The organism is Pseudomonas sp. R19M (genome assembly GCF_050312585.1).
GTDB classification, from domain to species: domain Bacteria; phylum Pseudomonadota; class Gammaproteobacteria; order Pseudomonadales; family Pseudomonadaceae; genus Aquipseudomonas; species Aquipseudomonas palleroniana.
Window position 1 is genome coordinate 1 of sequence record NZ_JBNPJV010000086.1, and the last position, 21,627, is coordinate 21,627.

General features: G+C 59.3%; 15 protein-coding genes and 2 tRNA genes. 11 read left to right on the forward strand and 6 right to left on the reverse strand.

The genetic code is table 11. The features are described 5' to 3' along the window. Positions 1–89: 89 nt before the first annotated feature. Together pbpG and folD are read right to left on the reverse strand one after the other, a co-directional pair. Positions 90–1,013, reverse strand: coding sequence for a D-alanyl-D-alanine endopeptidase (pbpG, locus tag ACQRBT_RS19115; RefSeq protein WP_412047268.1), 924 nt, complete (start codon positions 1,011–1,013; stop codon positions 90–92). A gap of 207 nt (positions 1,014–1,220) precedes the next feature. After that, positions 1,221–2,075: a bifunctional methylenetetrahydrofolate dehydrogenase/methenyltetrahydrofolate cyclohydrolase FolD gene (gene folD, locus ACQRBT_RS19120; protein WP_060756763.1), complete on the reverse strand. Its 855-nt coding sequence runs from the start codon at positions 2,073–2,075 to the stop codon at positions 1,221–1,223. A 275-nt stretch (positions 2,076–2,350) separates the two neighbouring features. On the opposite strand from folD, the gene ACQRBT_RS19125 reads away from it, so the two are divergent. From ACQRBT_RS19125 to ACQRBT_RS19165, 9 genes are all read left to right on the forward strand, one after another. Continuing rightward, positions 2,351–2,427 (forward strand) — tRNA-Arg (locus tag ACQRBT_RS19125). A gap of 32 nt (positions 2,428–2,459) precedes the next feature. Continuing rightward, positions 2,460–2,535: transfer RNA gene (locus ACQRBT_RS19130), tRNA-His, on the forward strand. Positions 2,536–2,934: 399 nt separating this feature from the next. After that, the gene (gene tig, locus ACQRBT_RS19135; protein ID WP_198761831.1) at positions 2,935–4,245 is read left to right on the forward strand and encodes a trigger factor; all 1,311 of its coding nucleotides are present in this window, start codon (positions 2,935–2,937) and stop codon (positions 4,243–4,245) included. Positions 4,246–4,336: 91 nt separating this feature from the next. Beyond that, positions 4,337–4,972, forward strand: a complete 636-nt coding sequence (gene clpP, locus ACQRBT_RS19140; protein WP_016974096.1) for an ATP-dependent Clp endopeptidase proteolytic subunit ClpP — start codon at positions 4,337–4,339, stop codon at positions 4,970–4,972. A 112-nt stretch (positions 4,973–5,084) separates the two neighbouring features. Further along, on the forward strand, positions 5,085–6,368 hold the full coding sequence (clpX, locus tag ACQRBT_RS19145; RefSeq protein ID WP_412047267.1) for an ATP-dependent Clp protease ATP-binding subunit ClpX: 1,284 nt from the start codon (positions 5,085–5,087) through the stop codon (positions 6,366–6,368). Between the two features lie 200 nt (positions 6,369–6,568). Continuing rightward, a complete protein-coding gene (lon, locus tag ACQRBT_RS19150; protein ID WP_060756761.1) occupies positions 6,569–8,965 on the forward strand; it encodes an endopeptidase La in 2,397 nt (798 codons plus the stop codon). 148 nt (positions 8,966–9,113) lie between these two features. Beyond that, the gene (locus ACQRBT_RS19155) at positions 9,114–9,386 is read left to right on the forward strand and encodes an HU family DNA-binding protein (RefSeq protein WP_060756760.1); all 273 of its coding nucleotides are present in this window, start codon (positions 9,114–9,116) and stop codon (positions 9,384–9,386) included. A gap of 232 nt (positions 9,387–9,618) precedes the next feature. Then, positions 9,619–11,493 (forward strand): SurA N-terminal domain-containing protein, encoded by a 1,875-nt coding sequence (locus ACQRBT_RS19160; protein ID WP_060756759.1) that lies wholly within the window; start codon positions 9,619–9,621, stop codon positions 11,491–11,493. A gap of 157 nt (positions 11,494–11,650) precedes the next feature. Further along, complete coding sequence (locus ACQRBT_RS19165) at positions 11,651–12,514, forward strand: DUF2242 domain-containing protein (RefSeq protein WP_412047266.1); 864 nt, start codon at positions 11,651–11,653, stop codon at positions 12,512–12,514. 1 nt (position 12,515) lies between these two features. On the opposite strand, the gene aceE is transcribed toward ACQRBT_RS19165, so the two are convergent. Continuing rightward, positions 12,516–15,176, reverse strand: coding sequence for a pyruvate dehydrogenase (acetyl-transferring), homodimeric type (gene aceE, locus ACQRBT_RS19170; protein ID WP_412047265.1), 2,661 nt, complete (start codon positions 15,174–15,176; stop codon positions 12,516–12,518). 145 nt (positions 15,177–15,321) lie between these two features. Here aceE and ACQRBT_RS19175 point away from each other — a divergent pair, with 145 nt between their 5' ends. Beyond that, positions 15,322–15,792: a MarR family winged helix-turn-helix transcriptional regulator gene (locus tag ACQRBT_RS19175; protein WP_104994199.1), complete on the forward strand. Its 471-nt coding sequence runs from the start codon at positions 15,322–15,324 to the stop codon at positions 15,790–15,792. A 51-nt stretch (positions 15,793–15,843) separates the two neighbouring features. On the opposite strand, the gene ACQRBT_RS19180 is transcribed toward ACQRBT_RS19175, so the two are convergent. From ACQRBT_RS19180 to ACQRBT_RS19190, 3 genes are all read right to left on the reverse strand, one after another. Next, the gene (locus ACQRBT_RS19180; protein WP_104994198.1) at positions 15,844–16,848 is read right to left on the reverse strand and encodes a transketolase-like TK C-terminal-containing protein; all 1,005 of its coding nucleotides are present in this window, start codon (positions 16,846–16,848) and stop codon (positions 15,844–15,846) included. 333 nt (positions 16,849–17,181) lie between these two features. After that, positions 17,182–18,210, reverse strand: a complete 1,029-nt coding sequence (locus tag ACQRBT_RS19185; protein ID WP_104994197.1) for an AraC family transcriptional regulator — start codon at positions 18,208–18,210, stop codon at positions 17,182–17,184. A 3-nt stretch (positions 18,211–18,213) separates the two neighbouring features. After that, positions 18,214–19,344, reverse strand: a complete 1,131-nt coding sequence (locus tag ACQRBT_RS19190) for a carbon-nitrogen hydrolase family protein (protein WP_412047264.1) — start codon at positions 19,342–19,344, stop codon at positions 18,214–18,216. A 211-nt stretch (positions 19,345–19,555) separates the two neighbouring features. On the opposite strand from ACQRBT_RS19190, the gene ACQRBT_RS19195 reads away from it, so the two are divergent. Beyond that, positions 19,556–21,595, forward strand: a complete 2,040-nt coding sequence (locus ACQRBT_RS19195) for an FAD-dependent oxidoreductase (RefSeq protein WP_412047263.1) — start codon at positions 19,556–19,558, stop codon at positions 21,593–21,595. Positions 21,596–21,627: the final 32 nt, after the last annotated feature.

A 21,627-nucleotide genomic window follows, 5' to 3' on the forward strand; every position in this document is an offset into this window, starting at 1 on the left:
CACCGCGGCGTTCTTGTTGGGGCGGCTGCGCCACCCAGCGCGGGGCAAGCCCGCTCACTACAAGAGTTCGGTTGTGGTTACCGGGGGGCTTAGCGGCGCACCTCTGCGGCAATCGGGCGGTTCTTCAGGTTTTTGTCGGCCTTGTAGCGCAACGCGACGTCCGGCACCGACGTGCTCTTGCCGGTCTCGACCCAGTTGCGAATACGACCGGCATCGGCGAAGTGGGTGAATTTGCCGAAGGCGTCCAGGATCACCAATGAAACCGGGCGGTTGCCCATGCTCGTCACCAGCACCAGGCAGTGGCCGGCCTGGTTGGTAAAGCCAGTCTTGGTCAGCTTGATATCCCAGTTGGCGCGGTTGATCAGGTGGTCGGTGTTGGAGAAGCCCAAGGTGTAGTTGGGTTTGCGGAACGACACGGTCTTTTCTTTGGTGGTGCTGAGCTGGCTGAGCATTGGAAACTTGCGCGCATAGGCCAGCAGCTTGCTCAGGTCACGGGCGGTGGACACGTTGTGAATCGACAGGCCGGTGGGTTCCACATAGTGGGTGCTGGTCATGCCCAGCGCTTTGGCCTTGGCGTTCATTGCCGCGATAAACGCGGGGTAGCCGCCCGGGTAGTGGTGAGCCAGGCTAGCAGCTGCGCGGTTTTCCGAGGACATCAGGGCAATCAGCAGCATTTCTTTACGCGGCATTTCGCTGCCGATTTTCACACGGGAGAACACGCCTTTCATTTCCGGCGTGTCCTTGATGTTGATGTCGATGTATTCGTCCATGTTCTGCTTGGCTTCCAGCACCACCAGGCCGGTCATCAATTTACTCACGGAGGCGATGGGTACCACCACGTCGGGGTTGCTGAAATAGATGACTTTGTTGGTCTGTAAGTCGACCAGCATGGCGCTGCCGGAGGCGATTTGCAGTTTGGAAGTATCACGCGGGGCCTGGGTGGTTTCGGCTGCGTGCGCGAAGGTGCCTGTAAATGCAAAAAATAGGCTGACAATAGAGAGACGAATTTTCACGCGGGTGAACTCGCTAAAAAGTAAGGAAATACCGTTCGGAAACGGGTTTTATGATAAATGCCGTTACATTTTAGGAGTATGGCTCAATAACTGTCGAATGTTCTTCTAAACCCGGACGAAAGTACTTAAAAGTAAAGAAAAAAGTGTTTTAGCGGCGGCAATAAAAAACCCCGCGATAAGGCGGGGTTTTTTCAGTACGGCTGGTTATCAGTCGTGCAGGGTTTCTGCTGCATACAGCGTATTTTCCAGCAAGCAGGCACGAGTCATCGGGCCAACGCCCCCTGGCACTGGAGTGATCCAGCCGGCGCGGGGCAGGGCGGTCTCGTAGACCACATCACCGACCAGCTTGCCATCTTCCTGACGATTGATGCCGACGTCGATCACGATGGCGCCTTCCTTGATCCACTCACCCTTGACCAGGCCCGGCTTACCGGCGGCGACCACCACCAGGTCGGCACGGCCGACGTGGCCGGCGAGATCCTTGGTGAAGCGGTGGGTGACGGTCACGGTGCAACCGGCCAGCAGCAGTTCCATGGCCATCGGGCGGCCGACGATGTTGGACGCGCCGACGACCACGGCATCGAGGCCGTACAGGTCGACACCGGTGCTTTCCAGCAGGGTCATGATGCCTTTGGGGGTGCAGGGGCGCAGCAGCGGGATGCGTTGTGCGAGGCGGCCGACGTTATAAGGATGGAAGCCGTCGACGTCTTTGTCCGGGCGGATGCGTTCGAGCAGCTTGGAGGCATCCAGGTGCTCAGGCAGTGGCAGTTGAAGCAGGACGCCGTCGATGGCCGGGTCGTCGTTGAGCGTGTCGATCAGGTCGGTCAGTGCCTGCTGGGTGGTCTCGGAAGGCAGGTCGTAGGCCTTGGAAATAAAGCCGACCTCTTCACAGTCTTTACGCTTGTGCGAGACATAAACCTGAGAGGCAGGATCGCTGCCGACCAGGATCACCGCGAGGCCGGGCGTGCGCAGACCTTGCTGGCTGCGCTCGGTGACGCGTTTGGCGATCTGCTGGCGCAGGCTGGCGGCGATTGATTTGCCGTCGATAAGTTGTGCAGTCATTACGCGTGATTAACCATCGAGAGGGGGAAGAAAAGTGCGCGCATTCTCGCACGCCGTGACGTGAGGGCAAAGGCGCTTGGTCTGCAAATTGCCCTAACCCCTTAAATAAAATCAGTTTTTTTCAAAAAAGATTTGACGGGTATCAACGCTCTCTATACTATTCGTCGCACTTGTCGGGCACAGCCTAGCACTGGTTAAGAAGGTCGAGCAGAATAGTTGTTCTGCAAGGCTGGAAGCACTTAGTTTGTAATCCTCCAAGAGTACAGATTAATAAGGCGCCCGTAGCTCAGCTGGATAGAGCATCCGCCTTCTAAGCGGATGGTCGCAGGTTCGAGTCCTGCCGGGTGCGCCATTAGGCAGCTTTGGCACAAGTAGCGCTATATGGTGGGCGTAGCTCAGTTGGTAGAGCACGGGATTGTGACTCCCGTTGTCGAGGGTTCGATCCCCTTCGTCCACCCCATATTCGAAAGGCGCCAGATTTAACAGTCTGGCGCCTTTTTTGGTTTCAGCGGTTCGAATATTCCGCGACTGCAGGTAGTGGGTCGCAAGGGCAGGGCGTTTCGTCGTATTTGTGTATCTCGATGATGCCGCACTGCCTGCCGCCCCGTCTGAGGGGTGGGCCGTCAGGGAGATGGATGACGACTTCCTCTATATATAGAAGGAGCGGCGCAGAGCCCTGGCGTGATGGGCTGTATTTGTCAGCGGGGCGGGGGGCATCAGTGCCTTCGTACCGATAAATTGCCGGCTGTTTTCGGGCGTATTTGCAGTAGGGTGACTTCTTGAGTTTGACCCACTAGAATGCATGCCCTTGATTGGGGTCGGAAATGGCCGGCTAACGTCTGTGCAACGAGGAATATCCATGCAAGTTTCTGTTGAAAATACTACTGCTATCGAGCGTCGCCTGAGCATCACCGTGCCGGCTGAGCGTATCGAGACTGCGGTCAACAAGCGTCTGCAGCAGACTGCCCAGAAGGCCAAGATCGCTGGTTTCCGTCCAGGCAAAGTGCCAATGAGCGAAATCAAGCGTCGTTTTGGTGCCGATGCGCGTCAGGAAGCTGTAGGTGACGTGATCCAGGCTTCTTTCTACGAAGCCGTTGTCGAGCACAAGCTGAACCCGGCTGGCTCGCCATCGATCGAGCCTAAGTCCTTGGAAGCCGGCAAGGACCTGGAATACGTTGCCGTATTCGAAGTGTTCCCGGAATTCACCGTTGCCGGTTTTGAAGATATCGCCGTTGAGCGCCTGAGCGCTGACGTAGCTGATGCCGACCTGGACAACATGCTGGAAATCCTGCGCAAGCAGAACACCCGTTTCGAAGTGGCCGACCGTGCTGCCCAGAACGAAGACCAGCTGAACATCGATTTCGTGGGCAAGGTTGACGGCGAAGCGTTCGCCGGCGGCTCCGCCAAGGGGACTCAGCTGGTGCTGGGCTCCAACCGCATGATCCCGGGTTTCGAAGACGGCCTGGTTGGCGCAAAAGCCGGCGAAGAGCGCGTGCTGAACCTGACTTTCCCTGCTGACTACCAGAACCTGGACCTGGCCGGCAAAGCCGCTGAGTTCACCGTGACCGTCAACAGCGTTTCCGAGCCTAAGCTGCCAGAGCTGAACGAAGAGTTCTTCGCTCAATTCGGCATCAAGGAAACCGGTATCGAAGGCTTCCGCACCGAAGTTCGCAAGAACATGGAGCGCGAGCTGCGTCAGGCCATCAAGTCCAAGGTCAAGAACCAGGTCATGGACGGTCTGCTGGCCGCCAACCCGATCGAAGTGCCTAAGGCTCTGCTGTCCAACGAAGTGGATCGCCTGCGCGTTCAAGCGGTTCAGCAGTTCGGTGGCAACATCAAGCCTGATCAACTGCCGGCCGAGCTGTTCGAAGAACAAGCCAAGCGCCGTGTCGTGCTGGGTCTGGTCGTGGCTGAAGTGGTCAAGCAACACGACCTCAAGCCTGACGAAGATCGCGTTCGCGAAATGATCCAGGAAATGGCTTCGGCCTACCAGGAGCCTGAGCAGGTCGTGGCTTGGTACTACAAGAACGACCAGCAACTGAACGAAGTACGTTCGGTTGTGCTGGAAGAACAAGTTGTGGATACTGTTCTGCAGAAGGCTAAGGTGACCGACAAAGCGGTCTCTTACGAAGAAGCAGTCAAGCCGGCGGAAGCAGCACAAGCCGACTGATTGTCCAACTCGTTGGAAATACAACCATAAGCCAGCCTCGCGCTGGCTTATGCGTTTTCAAGACATGACTATTTGGGAGTAACTGCAGAGCATGTTCCGTAATTCCTATATTCAGCAGAACTCTGATATCCAGGCCGCCGGCGGCCTGGTCCCGATGGTTGTCGAGCAATCTGCTCGTGGCGAGCGCGCCTACGACATCTACTCGCGCCTGCTCAAGGAGCGAGTGATCTTTCTGGTTGGTCCGGTAGAGGACTACATGGCCAACCTGATCTGTGCGCAACTGCTGTTCCTTGAAGCGGAAAACCCGGACAAGGACATCCATCTCTACATCAACTCTCCAGGCGGTTCGGTGACGGCGGGCATGTCGATCTACGACACCATGCAGTTCATCAAGCCGAACGTATCGACCACTTGCATCGGCCAGGCGTGCAGCATGGGCGCGTTCCTGCTGACTGCCGGTGCCGAGGGCAAGCGTTTCTGCCTGCCTAACTCGCGTGTGATGATTCACCAGCCACTGGGCGGCTTCCAGGGCCAGGCGTCGGATATCGAAATCCACGCCAAGGAAATCCTGTTTATTCGTGAGCGTCTCAACACGCTGATGGCCAAGCACAGCGGGCGCACCCTCGAAGAAATCGAGCGCGACACCAACCGCGACAATTTCATGAGTGCCGAAGCCGCGCGTGAATACGGGCTGATCGACGCAGTGATCGACAAGCGCCCCGCTTAATATAAGCCGCTCAAAATAGGGCTGGTCGGCATGTCCGACCACCGGCGGGCTTGAAAAAGCCCGCATAAGCCTTCATCTTGTGTTGCAAGCCTATCGGATTTGGATCGAACGAATGACTGACACCCGCAACGGCGAGGACAACGGCAAGCTGCTCTATTGCTCCTTCTGCGGCAAAAGCCAGCATGAAGTACGCAAGTTGATTGCCGGCCCCTCGGTGTTTATCTGCGACGAGTGCGTCGACCTGTGCAATGACATCATCCGCGAGGAGGTGCAGGAAGCCCAGGCCGAGAACAGCGCGCATAAATTGCCTTCGCCTAAAGAAATCAGCGGCATCCTTGACCAGTATGTAATCGGTCAAGAGCGTGCAAAGAAGGTTCTGGCCGTAGCGGTGTACAACCACTACAAGCGCTTGAACCAGCGTGACAAGAAGGGCGACGAAGTCGAACTCGGCAAGAGCAACATCTTGCTGATCGGCCCGACAGGCTCGGGTAAAACCCTGCTTGCCGAAACCCTCGCTCGCCTGTTGAACGTTCCGTTCACCATCGCCGACGCCACCACCCTCACCGAGGCTGGGTACGTGGGCGAAGACGTCGAGAACATCATTCAAAAGCTGCTGCAGAAGTGCGACTACGACGTAGAGAAAGCCCAGATGGGTATTGTCTACATCGACGAAATCGACAAGATTTCGCGAAAGTCGGACAACCCGTCCATCACCCGGGATGTTTCCGGTGAAGGCGTGCAGCAGGCCCTGTTGAAACTGATTGAAGGCACGGTGGCTTCCGTTCCGCCTCAAGGTGGTCGCAAGCACCCGCAGCAGGAATTCCTTCAGGTCGATACGCGCAACATCCTGTTCATCTGTGGTGGTGCGTTCTCCGGTCTCGAAAAGGTCATCCAGCAGCGCTCCACCCGTGGTGGCATCGGTTTCAGTGCGGAAGTGCGCAGCAAGGAAGAAGGCAAGAAGGTGGGCGAGTCCCTGCGTGAAGTCGAGCCTGACGATCTGGTCAAGTTCGGTCTGATCCCGGAATTCGTCGGCCGTCTGCCGGTCCTGGCCACGTTGGACGAGTTGGATGAGGCGGCTCTGATTCAGATCCTCACCGAGCCGAAAAACGCCCTGACCAAGCAATACGCCAAGCTGTTCGAGATGGAAGGTGTGGACCTCGAGTTCCGTACCGACGCGCTCAAATCAGTGGCCAAGCGGGCATTGGAGCGCAAGACCGGTGCACGTGGTCTGCGTTCGATCCTCGAAGGCGTGTTGCTCGACACCATGTACGAGATCCCCTCGCAGTCCGAGGTGAGTAAAGTGGTGATCGACGAAAGCGTTATCGAAGGCAAGTCCAAGCCACTGTATATCTACGAAAACAGTGAGCCGACTGCAAAGGCTGCGCCGGACGCGTAAGCGTTTTGCAGCTGCAGTACCAGCAAGGGGCCTTTCGGGGCCCCTTTGTTTTTGGTGTGCCTTTTGGGGTGGTTTTTCAGGACGGCTTTTAAATTCATAGGTATTCATGCGTTTAACTGCTGGCATTGAGCTTGTTTTTTTTGCATGCAGCCCCCATCTTGGCTCCAAGCTTATTTTTCAACTGTCATAGAGGCGAAATCATGAAGACAACCAGCGAATTGCCTCTCCTGCCGTTGCGTGATGTCGTCGTCTATCCGCACATGGTTATCCCGCTGTTCGTGGGGCGCGAGAAGTCTATCGAAGCCCTCGAGGCTGCGATGACGGGCGACAAGCAGATCCTGCTGTTGGCCCAAAAGAATCCTGCTGATGATGATCCGGGCGAAGAAGCCCTGTATCGCGTCGGCACCATTGCCACCGTGCTGCAACTGCTCAAGCTGCCTGATGGCACCGTCAAGGTGCTGGTCGAAGGCGAGCAGCGTGGCGCGGTCGAGCGTTTCATGGAGGTGGATGGTCACCTGCGTGCCGAAGTCGCGTTGATCGACGAAGTCGAAGCCCCTGAGCGCGAATCCGAAGTGTTTGTACGCAGCCTGCTCTCGCAGTTCGAGCAGTATGTGCAGTTGGGCAAGAAAGTCCCGGCTGAAGTCCTGTCGTCCCTCAACAGCATTGATGAGCCAAGCCGCCTGGTCGATACCATGGCTGCGCACATGGCGCTGAAGATCGAGCAGAAGCAGGACATTCTCGAAATCATCGACCTGGCCGCCCGCGTTGAACATGTGCTGGCATTGCTGGATGGCGAAATCGACCTGTTGCAGGTTGAGAAGCGCATCCGTGGTCGCGTGAAGAAGCAAATGGAGCGCAGCCAGCGCGAGTACTACCTGAATGAGCAGATGAAGGCCATTCAGAAGGAGCTTGGCGACAGCGAGGAAGGCCACAACGAAATCGAGGAGCTGAAAAAGCGTATCGATGCCGCCGGCCTGCCGAAAGACGCCCTGGCCAAAGCCACCGCCGAGCTGAACAAGCTCAAGCAAATGTCTCCGATGTCGGCCGAAGCCACCGTGGTTCGCTCCTACATCGACTGGCTGGTGCAGGTGCCGTGGAAGGCCCAGACCAAGGTGCGCCTGGACCTGGCTCGTGCAGAAGATATCCTCGACGCCGATCACTATGGCCTCGAAGAAGTCAAAGAACGCATTCTCGAATACCTCGCCGTGCAAAAGCGCGTGAAGAAGATTCGTGGTCCGGTGTTGTGCCTGGTCGGCCCTCCAGGTGTGGGTAAAACCTCGCTGGCCGAATCCATCGCCAACGCCACCAACCGCAAATTCGTGCGCATGGCCCTGGGTGGTGTGCGTGATGAGGCGGAAATTCGTGGTCATCGCCGGACTTATATCGGTTCGATGCCAGGAAGATTGATTCAAAAGATGACAAAGGTCGGTGTGCGCAACCCACTGTTCCTGCTCGATGAAATCGACAAGATGGGCAGCGACATGCGTGGCGATCCTGCATCGGCTTTGCTCGAAGTGCTCGACCCGGAGCAGAACCATAATTTCAATGACCATTACCTGGAGGTCGATTACGACCTGTCCGACGTGATGTTCCTGTGCACCTCCAACTCCATGAACATTCCGCCAGCCTTGCTGGACCGGATGGAGGTGATTCGTCTGCCGGGTTACACCGAAGACGAGAAGATCAACATCGCCGTCAAGTACCTCGCGCCCAAGCAGATTTCGGCCAATGGCCTGAAAAAGGGCGAGATCGAATTTGAGGTCGAGACGATCCGCGACATCGTGCGCTATTACACCCGCGAGGCCGGTGTGCGGGGGCTTGAGCGCCAGATCGCGAAGATCTGCCGCAAGGCCGTGAAGGAGCATGCGCTGGAAAAACGCTTCTGCGTCAAGGTCACTGCTGACTCCCTGGAGCACTTCCTGGGCGTGCGCAAATTCCGTTATGGCCTGGCTGAGCAGCAGGACCAGGTAGGGCAGGTGACTGGCCTGGCCTGGACCCAGGTGGGCGGCGAATTGCTGACCATTGAAGCGGCGGTGATCCCTGGCAAGGGCCAGTTGATCAAGACCGGCTCGCTGGGTGATGTGATGGTTGAATCCATCACTGCCGCGCAAACCGTGGTGCGCAGCCGCGCCAAGAGCCTGGGCATCCCCCTGGACTTCCACGAGAAGCACGACACGCACATCCACATGCCGGAAGGGGCGACTCCGAAGGATGGCCCTAGCGCCGGCGTAGGCATGTGCACGGCCCTGGTGTCGGCATTGACCGGCATTCCGGTGCGAGCGGATGTGGCCATGACCGGGGAAATTACCCTGCGTGGTCAGGTACTGGCTATCGGTGGTCTGAAAGAGAAATTGCTGGCCGCGCACCGGGGTGGAATCAAGACGGTGATCATTCCTGAAGAGAATGTCCGCGACTTGAAGGAAATTCCTGACAATATCAAGCAAGATCTTCAGATTAAACCCGTTAAATGGATTGACGAGGTCCTGCAAATTGCGCTGCAATACGCGCCGGAGCCCTTGCCGGATGTGGCTCCGGAGATTGTCGCGAAGGATGAAAAACGCGAGTCTGATTCCAAGGAAAGAATTAGCACGCATTAATGCGTTTAAGCCTGGGGGCTTCCTTGACAGATTTTTAGAGCCCTTGTTATAAAGCGGCTCTTAAGTGTCTGTAGGCCATTCAGCACTGGTTTTTGCTTTCACCAAAAAACTTAGAATCATACTCAATAGATATATAAGGGGACTTAGAGTGAACAAGTCGGAACTGATTGATGCTGTTGCCGCATCCGCTGATATCCCGAAAGCTGCTGCTGGCCGTGCGCTGGACGCAGTTATCGAATCCGTCACTGGCGCTCTGAAGGCCGGCGACTCCGTGGTGCTGGTAGGCTTTGGTACTTTCTCTGTGACTGACCGCCCAGCTCGCGTTGGCCGCAACCCACAGACTGGCAAAGCACTGCAAATCGCTGCTGCCAAGAAACCAGGTTTCAAAGCCGGTAAAGCCCTGAAAGAAGCCGTTAACTAAGCCTCGTTCAAGCCTTACCTATCCGGGTCAGACGCAGGTCTGGCCTGGCAGCGGAGCGGCACAGCCGACCCAGGTATCCATCGGGTCGCAACGCCGGGGGTGTGGGTTCAAACCCCCGTCCGCTCCGCCAGTTACGAGAAGGCGCATCCTCGGATGCGCCTTTCTTCTATCCGGACTCTACCCACGCTCCACGGTTGCCTAATTTTGAAGTTCAACCGTTTCTGGGGGACGCATGCTGCAGAATATCAGGGACAATTCACAAGGCTGGATTGCCAAGACCATTATCGGGATCATCGTCGCATTGATGGCGTTCACCGGTATCGAAGCCATTTTCCAGGCTTCGACCAACAACAAGCAGGACGTGGCCAAGGTCAACGGTGAAGAAATCACCCAGACCGAACTGAGCCAGGCCGTCGATATGCAACGTCGCCAGCTGATGCAACAGCTGGGCAAGGATTTCGATGCTTCCCTGCTGGACGAGAAATTGCTGCGCGATGCGGCCCTCAAAGGGCTGATCGACCGCAAGCTGTTGCTGCAAGGCGCTGCGAATTCCAAGTTCGGCTTCTCCGAAGCAGCCTTGGACCAAGTCATCCTGCAGACGCCGGAATTCCAGGTGGACGGCAAGTTCAATCCCGAACGCTTTGACCAGGTGATCCGTCAGCTGGGCTACAGCCGTATGCAGTTCCGTCAGATGCTGACCCAGGAAATGCTCATCGGCCAGGTTCGCGCAGGTATTGCCGGCAGCGGTTTCGTGACCGACGCCGAAGTGCTCGCATTCGCCCGCCTGGAAAAACAGACCCGCGATTTCGCCACCGTGAATGTCAAGGCCGACCCTGCGGCGGTGAAGCTCACCGACGACGAGGTCAAGGCTTACTACGACCAGCACGCCAAAGAGTTCATGACCCCGGACCAGGTGGTCATCGACTACCTGGAACTGAAGAAGTCATCCTTCTTCGACCAGGTCACCGTCAAGGACGATGAACTGCAGGCTGCCTATCAGAAAGAAACCGCCAACCTCGCTGAACAGCGTCGCGCCGCGCACATTCTGATTGAAGTCAACGACAAGACCACCGACGCGCAAGCCAAGGCCAAGCTCGAGGAAATCCAGGCGCGCCTGGCCAAGGGCGAGAAGTTCGAAGCCCTGGCCAAGGAGTTCTCCCAGGACCCGGGTTCGGCCAACAATGGCGGTGACCTCGGTTTCGCCGGCCCTGGCGTCTATGACCCGGCTTTTGAAACTGCCCTGTATGCCTTGAACAAGGACCAGGTGTCGGCCCCGGTGCGTACCACCTTCGGTTGGCACCTGATCAAGTTGTTGGGCGTTGAAGCACCGCAGGTGCCATCGTTTGCCAGCCTGAAAGACAAGCTGACCCGCGAGCTCAAGACCCAACAGGTTGAACAGCGTTTTGTCGAAGCCACCAAGCAATTGGAAGACGCGGCTTTCGAAGCCTCCGACCTGGCTCAGCCGGCGTCCGACCTGAAGCTGACCGTGCACACCTCCGCGCCATTTGGCCGTGAGGGTGGTGAAGGTATCGCGGCCAACCGTGCCGTGGTCACCGCTGCGTTCAGCCCGGAAGTGCTGGATGAGGGTGCCAACAGCACCGCCATCGAGCTGGACCCGGAAACCGTCATCGTGCTGCGTGCCAAAGAGCACCTCAAGCCGGCGCAATTGCCGCTGGAGCGTGTTGCTGCGGCGATTCGCACCCAGATGACCAAGGAGCGCGCCAGCGCGGCGGCCAAGGCTCACGCTGACGAAGTGATCGCCAGCCTGCGCGACGGCAAGACCCCGTTGGACCAACCGGTCGACGGCCAGGCCTGGAAAGTCACCGAAGCGGCGACCCGTAACGCCGAGGCTGTTGATCCAGCAGTGCTGCAAGCCCTGTTCCGTATGCCCAAGCCTGCGAGCAAGGACAAGCCGACGTTCACTACCGTGACCCTGGCTGATGGCAGCCTGGTGATCGTGCGCCTGAACGGCGTCAACGAAGCGGCAGCCCCGTCGGACGAAGAAAAGGCGCAATACCGTCGATTCCTCGCTTCGCGCATCGGCCAGCAAGACTTTGCGGCGTACCGTAAGCAGTTGGAAACCCAGGCTGACATCAAGAAGTTCTGATGACGGTTTGAATGAAAAGCCCCCGGCCTGAAAAGACCGGGGGTTTTTTTATGGTGCTTGATCTGTAGATCTGTGACGTTTTACCGACAGGAATATGCGCGCCAAGGTCTCGTTCTGTTGCACAATACCGCCCTGACTGTTTTTCTCAGGATTTTCGATGTCGACATCATTTCACGTGCGTAGCCTCGGGTTGGCGCTTGTGTTGGCGGGCGCCGCGGGCTGCTCGTCGCCCAAGACCGCTATTTATGAACATGAGAACTTCGACGATTCCGGTACGTTTTCCCGTGATTATCCGGTCAGTGCCACGGCGTCCTGCGAGGCGGCGCGGCGGGCGCTGCTGAGCCAGGGCTACATCATCACCAGCAGCGATCCCAAACTGGTAGTGGGCAACAAGAGCTTCCAGCAAACCGGCGAAACCCACATGCAGATCAGCTTCAATGTGGTGTGTGCCAATGATGGCAAGGGCAACAATCACTCGACGATGTTTGCCAACGCCTTGCAGGACCGGTATGCGCTGAAGAAGGTCAACAACTCCGCGAGCCTGGGTGTGGGTGTGCTGGGCTCGGTGTCGATGCCGATCGGCTCCACCGATGACTCGATGGTGAAGGTGGCGAGTGAGACCGTATCGGCACCGAAGTTCTATGAGCGTTACTTTGCGCTGGTGGACGTGTTCCTGCCGCAGGAAGCGAAGCCGGCCGAGAGTAGCCCTGAGAAGCCGAAAGCCGAGCTGGGGGTGCCGGAGCCCAAGGCTGCACCGGCTACCGAGAAGGTCGAGCCACCGAAGGAGGCGCCGACCACCTCATCGCCGGTCGCTGCACCGGCAGCCGTTTCGCAGCCCGCTGTTTCGCAACCAGCCGGTTCTCAGCCTGCCAGCTCGCAGCCTGCTAGCTCTCAGCCTGTCACGCCGCCTGTCGAGGCCGCTCCGATTGTGCCGCAAGCAGAGCCTGCACCGGCGCCTACTCGCCCGGACCTGCCGCCGCCGACAGAGGTGATTGCACCCCTGCCGACGCCTGGGCAGTAACTCAGACGGCTGCGGGGTTGGCCTTGTCGACGTTGATCCCGTAGCGGCTGATGGCTTCACTGACTTTTTCACGGCCGATGACGCCGTCATCGGCCAGTGCCTTCAAGGCCGCCAGCGCGATGAAGTGCCGATCCACTTCAAAGAATGCCCGCAGGGTTTCACGGGTATCCGATTGCCCGAAGCCGTCCGTTCCCAGTGCTACAAAGCGTCGGCCGGAGACGAAAGGGCGGATCTGATCGGCGAGGAGCTTCATATAGTCCGTTGCTACTACCAGCGGCCCCGTCTGCCGTTCCAGGCATTGCTCGACGTAACTCACCCGCGGCTCGCTCTGCGGATGCAGCAGGTTCCAGCGCTCCACCTCATGGCCGTTACGGCGCAATTCAGTCAGGCTGGTTGCGCTCCACACGTTGCTTCTCACGCCGAAGTCCTTTTCAAGCAGCTCAGCCGCTGCAATCACTTCGCGCAGGATTGAGCCACTGCCCATCAGTTGCACTTGGGCCTGGTCGCTGGCACTGAGTCGGTACATGCCCTTGAGAATGCCGTCTTCCACGCCTTCGGGCATGGCCGGGTGTGGGTAGTTTTCGTTGAGCAGGGTGATGTAGTAGTAAATATCCTCCTGTTGCACGTACATACGCCGCATGCCCTCGCGGATGATTACCGCCAACTCGTAGGCAAACGTCGGGTCGTAGGATACGCAGCACGGAATCACCGACGACAGGATGTGACTGTGCCCATCGTCATGCTGCAAGCCTTCGCCCATCAAGGTGGTGCGGCCGGCCGTGGCCCCCAGCAGGAAGCCACGCGCCCGCGCGTCGCCTGCCGCCCAGGCGAGGTCGCCGACGCGCTGGAAGCCGAACATCGAGTAGAAGATATAGAAGGGCACTGTCATCAGGCCATGGTTGCTGTAGGACGTGCTGGCTGCAATCCAGGAAGAAATGGCGCCGGATTCATTCAGGCCTTCCTGCATGATCTGTCCGTCCTTGCTTTCCTTGTAGTAGCTCAGTTGCCCTGCGTCCTGTGGGGTATAGAGCTGGCCTACGGCAGAATGGATGCCGATCTGACGAAACAGGCTTTCCATGCCGAAGGTACGCGACTCGTCCGGCACGATCGGCACGATTAGTTTGCTCAGGTGTGGGTCCTTGAGCAGCGTGCCCAGGATGCGTACAAAGGCCATGGTGGTGGAGATCGCACGCTCGCCCGTGTCCTTGAGCTGGGTGGCGAAGGCCGACAGTTCGGGAATCTGCAACGGCTCGACCGCGCTGTTGCGCGCCGGTACGTAGCCGCCCAATGCTTGGCGGCGTGCGGCGAAGTAGCGGGCTTCTACGCTGTCGGCGGCGGGCTTCAGGTAGGGAATATCGGCGAGTTGATCGTCAGTGACGTCCAGGCCAAAGCGATCGCGGAAAGCTCTTACCGCATCAGCGCCCATCTTCTTCAATTGATGGTTAATGTTCTGGCCTTCACCCGCTTCACCCATGCCAAAGCCCTTGACGGTTTTCGCCAGGATCACCGTGGGCTGGCCCTTGTGACGCATGGCGGCGGCGTAGGCGTTATAGACCTTTTCCGGGTCATGCCCGCCCCGTGACAGCTTCCAGATTTCGTCGTCGGACATGTCCGCAACCAACGACAGCAACTCCGGGTATTTGCCAAAGAAATGTTCGCGCACATACGCGCCGTTCTGGGATTTATAGTTCTGATAGTCGCCGTCCACACATTCCATCATGCGCTGGCGCAGCAGGCCGCTCTGGTCTTTTTCCAGCAGTGCGTCCCAACCACTGCCCCAGATCACTTTGATAACGTTCCAACCGGCGGCACGGTACAGGCTTTCGAACTCTTGGATGACCTTGGCATTGCCGCGCACAGGGCCGTCCAGGCGTTGCAGGTTGCAATTGACCACGAAGATCAGGTTGTCGAGCTTCTCGCGCCCGGCCATGGAAAGGGCGGCCAAGGATTCCGGTTGGTCCATTTCGCCATCACCGAGGAAGGCCCATACCTTGCGTCCCTGGTGTTGCTTGAGGCCACGCAGTTCCAGGTAGCGCATAAAGCGCGCCTGGTAAGCCGCGGTGATCGGGCCGAGGCCCATGGACACGGTGGGGAACTGCCAGAAGTCGGGCATCAGCCGTGGGTGCGGGTAGGACGAGATACCCTCGCCACCGGCCTCGCGGCGGAAGTTGTCGAGTTGTGCTTCGCTGATGCGGCCTTCCAGGTAAGCCCGGCCATAGATGCCTGGGGCGGAGTGGCCCTGGATATACACCAGGTCGCCATCAACTCTGTCGGTACGGCCACGGAAAAAATGGTCAAACCCTACGTCGTACAGTACGGCAGCTGACGCATAGGTCGCGATATGCCCACCGACACCTGAGTGTTTGCCCGCACGTAATACCATCGCCATCGCATTCCAGCGGATAAAAGCGTTGGTACGGCGTTCGATGTCCAGGTTGCCGGGGTAGGGCAACTGGCGGTCTACCGGGATGGTATTGACGTACGGCGTGGTGACCCGCCCGTGGAAGTCGCCATGGCGCGCTACGTCGAAATCCAGCAACTGATCGATCAGGTAGTGCGCGCGCGGGCGGCCTTCGGCGGACAATACCGATTCGATGGACTCCAGCCACTCGCGTGTCTCCAGGGGATCATCGTCGTGTCTGAGTGCGTGGTTCTGGGTCATGTGAGGCTCCAGGGTAGGCGGATTTCGTATGACGGGCTCTTTGTGGGAGTGCCGATAAGTAATTGCAATTGCAACTACATGGCGGAATCTAGCGCGGGATGGGCTACTATTGCAACCTTCTTGAAATTCCCGCGGATGGTGTTGCATGGCGTCGAAAGAGCCTGATGTATGGTTTCGTTTTGTCAGGGCCCACAGGACGGTCATCCGTGAAATCGAGCGTCGACTGGCAGAGGCGGGCCTGCCGCCATATGCCTGGTATGACGCGTTGTGGGGCTTGGAAAGTGGCCCCGACGGTACGCGCCGCATGCATGAGTTGGCCGATGTGCTGGCCATCGAGCGCTATAACCTCACGCGCCTGGTTGACCGCCTGGAAAAGGACGGCTTGGTAGTGCGTTCCCGCTCGGACGGTGACGGTCGCGCGGCGTTTGCCTCGATCACCGATGCCGGCCGGGTGCTCCGTAAAAAGATGTGGAAGATCTACGAAAGCACAGTGGAAGAGCTGTTTCTTTCACAGATTGAACCTGCTCAGCGTCAGGCGTTTGCGGACGCGCTAGAGCGCACGGCAGGGCTAGCGATGGAGGCAGGAGTGCAGGTTCGTGGTCGACGTAAACCCTGAGATCAAATAAGGGGGGAGCCAGGCGCCAGCACATTTTGTTCGCACTGCGGTTCATTGCAGTCGGTACCGATTCAACGCTTTTTCCACCTGGCGGACATCGACATGGCCTTCATCCGCCAGTGCTTTCAAGGCCGCCAGCACAATCCAGCACCGGGTCGGCGCCGCCGCTTGCACTGACCCCGCGCCCAACGCGATGAACCGCGCGTCCACGTGCGCTGCCAATTGGTCGACAATCGCCTGCGGGTAGCCGGTGACGGCAATCACCGGCGCAGTACTCCCAGCCAGGCAATCACGCAAATGGCAGCTGCGCCTGGAGGCAGTGGGATGCAGGCGATTCCAGCGAGCCGCCGCCGCTGCCTCCCGAGCCAGGCGTGTATAGCTGGGGCAGCTCCATACTTGCGCGCTGATATTCCAATCTTGTTCCAGCAGGCGCTTGGCCTGCACGACCTCCGCCAACGCCCGGCCTGCGCCGAGCAGCCGCACATCCGCAGACAGGTCGTGCTGGAGCGGGTACATGCCCTTGGATGCGGCGTCACGATTGTGCTCACTCAAGGGCGCTGCCAGTTCATGATCATGGAGGGCGAGGTAGTAAAACCCTGGCTTGCCGTCGACATACAGTGCACGCAACGCCGCCAGTACAATCGCTTGGGTTTCCGCGCCTGAGGCGGGGTCATACGGCGTACAGCGCGGGTGAGTGGCCAGCCACAGGGGTAAGGAAGGCTGAGCGCCCTTGGGCCAGGGCGAGGGCAGGTTTTCAATGTCGTTGCACAGGATGCCGCGCTGTTGAGTGATGTTCGACAGTGCACTCAACTGCGCCGACGAATGCGCGCTGTGCAGATACAACAAGGGCCTCTCAGCGGTATTGCGTGCGAACCAGGTGGGCCAGTGACCCACGCGCCGGGAGCGTGACTGACCTCGAATCACCCAGGCCTGGCGGCTGGCTTCAAGGGTATTGGCTATGTTGATCAGAGTGCCCAGCGGTGAGTTGCCGGCAAGGGTGGCAGAGCTCAAGGCGTCGATACAGAACTGAGCGGCATGTGCGGTGGCGACGGTCATGGAGAGGGACACCTGGCAAGGAAGGCCATTACCGTAATAGAAAACCGCTTTTGATTGCAATTGCAATGATTGCAATAGTTGTTCGATTCGGGCGAGCTAAATCCCCGTAATGCTGCTACGTTTAATCCTTGAGTGCAGGAACGTCATGGCGCAGACTTTTTTTCGTCATGACGGCACTTTAGGCTGGCTGTGCAGGTCATTAATCTGCAGCCACATTAAACCTAGCGAGGAGTGACCCATGGACGATTATCAGGAAGAACTGCTGGAGTACCAGGCGTTTGAATTGGACCCGCTGGATCCGGTGGATGACGCCACTGAGCTGTAACCCCGACTTCAGGCGGAATGCCGCTGACTGCGGCGAAATTCCCCTGGGGTCTGGTTGTTCCACCGCCTGAACGCCCGTTGAAACGCCTGGGCCGAGGCAAAACCGAGCAGATAGGCGATTTCGCCGAATGCCAGTTCGGTGTCGCGAATGTAGGTCATCGCCAAGTCGCGGCGAGTGTCGTTAAGAATTGCGCGAAACTGAGTGCCTTCTTCGGCCAGCTTGCGCCGCAGGGTCCAGGTGGGCAGCTTCAAGCGTGCCGCCACTTCTTCAAGGTCCGGTTCCCGGCCGCCATTGAGCATCGGCCCGAGCAAACGGGTGATGCGCTCGCGCAGGCTGCGGGTGCGGGTCAGTTGTTCCAACTCCCTTTCACACAACTGCAGCAACAGATGCCAGGTGCTGGGGCAGTGCTGTGGGTTACGCAGGGCCAGGGTTTGCTGGCCTAGGCGCAGTTGGTTGGCATCCGCGCCGAAGTGAACATCGCCTAGCGCCTGGTAGTGTTCGCTGTATTGCGGCGCTTCGAACTCGATGTCGATACGCTGAGCACGCACAGGCTGCTGGGCCAGGCCCGACAATTGGTGCAGCCAGCCGGCGATGATCGAGTCCACCACAAAACGGTTGTAAGCGTTGTAGGGGCTGATGGAATAAAACCGCAGCCAGGCGCCTTCAGCATCCTCATGAAAGCTCGACTGCCCGCGATAGTTGGAGCCGTACAAGGCTTCGAAGCGCGTCAATGTACGTGCCGCTTCGCGTACGTTGGGCGCCTGGGCGGCTGTGACACCCGCCAGCCCGGCCTGGCTCAAGCGGCTGAGCTGGCCCATGCGCAGGCCCAGGCTGGGGTCGCCGGTCAGTTGGATGGCCGCATGGCCCAGGCGCATATAACGCGGGATCGACAGGCGTGCTCCAGCCTCGGCAAGGCGTGCCGGGTCCAGGCCGTATTGCAGCAGCAAGGGTTGCGGGTCCATACCGTGGCTGTGGATGGCATCGGCCAGGGTGTGCACGAAGCCCACCGACAGATCCCCAAGGCGCACCGGCTTCACGGGTTACAGCCAGATATTCAACAGGCGTGCGCCACGGGCGTCGCTGTCGGCACTGACCTGCCCGTTGCTGTTCAGGAAGCTGTGCCCGGCGGTGCCCAGGTCCCAGAACTGCCCGCGCAGAAATACACTCATGCCTGCCGTGGCCTGGCTGATCGGCTGCTGGCTGATCAGGGTGAGCCGGCGCCAGGCTTCGCCTTCGCTGAGTTCTTCGGGCTTGAGGCTGATTTCAGGCGGCGTGGACACACTTTTGAAGCCGCGCCATGGCCGGTCCCAGGTGTCGCGACCGGTCACGAATGCCGGCACCGCAATCAGCTGTGCGCCTTGCTCATTGAGCTTGCGGTAGTTGTCCGGGTACCAGCTGTCGCTGCCGACCAGAACGCCGAGGCGCCCGGCCGGCGTGTCGACCACGCTGACAAGGTCTTCAGCGCCCGGTTGGATAAAGCCACGTTCGTCATAGATAGGATAGAGCTGGCGCTGCGGCTGGCCCAAGGGCAAACCGTCGGCGCCGAACACCAGGCTGGCGTTGTACAGCGCGCCATGGCCGATCTGCAGTTGCCCCTGGCTCACGTTCGGGTTGGGCAGGGTGATGGAGCCGGCCACCAGGGTGACGCCGAACTCTTTGGCCAGGCCGCCGAACAGCGCCTGATAGTCGCGGGCCATCGATGCGGCTTTCATGCGCAGGTAGGCATCGTCCATCCGATTGTCGCCGGTGGCGCTGAGCCAGGCACGGGCAAACAGGAATGGGTTGCTGGCCGACAGCCAGTTCATCGCGTCCTTGAGGTGGATAGCCTGGTACAGCTCGTTTTTCTCGCCGCCCAGCATTAGCCAGGTGCCGATATGCTCCGGCAGCACCACGACGGTCTTGCTGTTGATCAGGCCCTGGTCCCGGGCCTTTTGCAGGTAGGCGGCGAGTTTCAGGTGCAGGCGTTCCAGGCTCTGGTAGTCGGCGGGAAACAGCTCCGGCTGGATGCCCAGCAAATTGCCACGGTCGGCCGGAATGCCTTCGTTGACGGCCAGGGTAATGCGCAGGTCCGACAGGTAATGCGCCACGGGGCGCTCCTGGGTCCAGACCAGATACGCGGCGGCGGCGGCAACCAGGGCCAGGGTGAAGCTCAAAGCTAGAAGTTTACGCATGGGGCAACAGACAACAGACCGGGTGCAGGGTTCGCGACTAGGGTAGGGCCCATGGCGCGGCTTGCCAAGGGGCGCTGTACATTTGGATCAATAACTTGTCAGTTTCAGTCATTGAGCGCGGGTCCAGCGCCTCTTAGTCTGTGGGACATAAACCGATGGGGTGTCATACGAACGCCCCACGTCCCGTGATGAACTGTTGTGGAGCTTGACCATGACCGCTGCTGCCTACCCGCATCTGCTGGCCCCGTTGGACCTGGGTTTTACCACCTTGCGCAACCGTACCCTGATGGGCTCGATGCACACTGGCCTGGAAGAAAAGCCTGGCGGTTTCGAACGCATGGCGGCCTATTTCGCCGAGCGTGCCCGTGGCGGCGTGGGCCTGATGGTGACCGGTGGCATTGGCCCGAATGATGAGGGTGGGGTCTACGCCGGTGCGGCCAAGCTGACCACCGATGCCGAAGCACAGAAGCACAAGATCGTGACCCAGGCGGTGCACGAAGCGGGCGGCAAGATCTGCATGCAGATCCTCCACGCCGGCCGTTATGCCTACAGCCCCAAGCAGGTGGCGCCGAGCGCGATTCAAGCGCCGATCAACCCGTTCAAGCCCAAGGAACTGGACGAAGAGGGCATCGAAAAACAGATTCAGGATTTCGTCAGCTGTTCGTTGCTGGCCCAGGTCGCCGAATACGACGGCGTTGAAATCATGGGCTCCGAGGGCTACTTCATCAACCAGTTCCTCGCCGTCCATACCAACCACCGTACCGACCGTTGGGGCGGCAGCTACGAAAACCGCATGCGCCTGGCGGTGGAAATCGTGCGCCGTGTGCGTGAGGCCGTCGGGCCGAACTTCATCATTATCTTCCGCCTGTCGATGCTCGACCTGGTGGAAGGCGGCAGCACCTGGGAAGAGATCGTGCAGTTGGCCAAGGCCATCGAGCAGGCCGGTGCGACGCTGATCAACACCGGTATCGGCTGGCACGAAGCGCGTATCCCGACCATCGCCACCAAGGTGCCGCGTGGCGCGTTCAGCAAGGTCACCGCCAAGCTGCGCGGTGCGGTGCAGATCCCGCTGATCACCACTAACCGTATCAACACCCCGGAAATCGCCGAACAGATCCTCGCCGAAGGCGATGCCGACATGGTTTCGATGGCGCGGCCGTTTCTCGCCGACCCTGAGTTCGTCAACAAGGCTGCGGGCGGGCGTGCCGATGAAATCAACACATGCATCGGCTGCAACCAGGCCTGCCTGGACCACACCTTCGGCGGCAAACTGACCACCTGCCTGGTCAACCCACGAGCGTGCTACGAGACCGAACTCAACTACCTGCCGGTCAAACAGATCAAGAAAATTGCCGTGGTCGGCGCCGGCCCGGCCGGCCTGGCAGCGGCGACGGTGGCTGCCGAGCGTGGCCACCAAGTGACGCTGTTCGATTCGGCCAGCGAAATCGGCGGCCAGTTCAACATCGCCAAGCGAGTGCCGGGCAAGGAGGAGTTTTTTGAAACCCTGCGCTACTTCAAGCGCAAGCTGCAGACCACCCACGTCGAACTGTGCCTGAACACTCGCGTGGAGGTGGCGCAACTGGCGGCGGGCGGTTACGACGAGATCATCCTGGCCACCGGTATTGCACCGCGCACCCCTGCGATCCCGGGCATCGACAATGCCAAGGTGCTCAGTTACCTGGACGTGATTCTGCAGCGCAAGCCGGTGGGCAAGCGCGTGGCGGTGATCGGCGCCGGCGGCATTGGTTTTGACGTCTCGGAATTCCTCGTGCACCAAGGCGTGTCCACCAGCCTTGACCGCGAAGCCTTCTGGAAGGAGTGGGGCATCGACACGCAACTGCAGGCCCGTGGCGGCGTGGCCGGGATCAAGCCTCAGCCCCATGCGCCGGCACGTGAAGTGTTCCTGCTGCAACGCAAGACCTCCAAGGTCGGTGACGGTTTGGGCAAGACCACCGGCTGGATTCACCGCACCGGTCTGAAGAACAAGCAGGTGCAGATGCTCAACAGTGTCGAGTATTTGAAGATCGACGATGAGGGCCTGCATATCCGTATTGGTGCCGAAGGCGAGCCTCAGGTGCTGGCGGTGGACAATATTGTGATCTGCGCCGGCCAGGACCCGCTGCGTGAGTTGCAGGAAGGCCTGGTCGCGGCGGGCCAGAACGTGCACCTGATCGGCGGTGCCGACGTGGCGGCCGAGCTGGATGCCAAGCGTGCGATCAACCAGGGTTCACGCCTGGCGGCCGAGCTGTAAGGCCACAAGCGTGGCGGTGTTAGACTACCGCC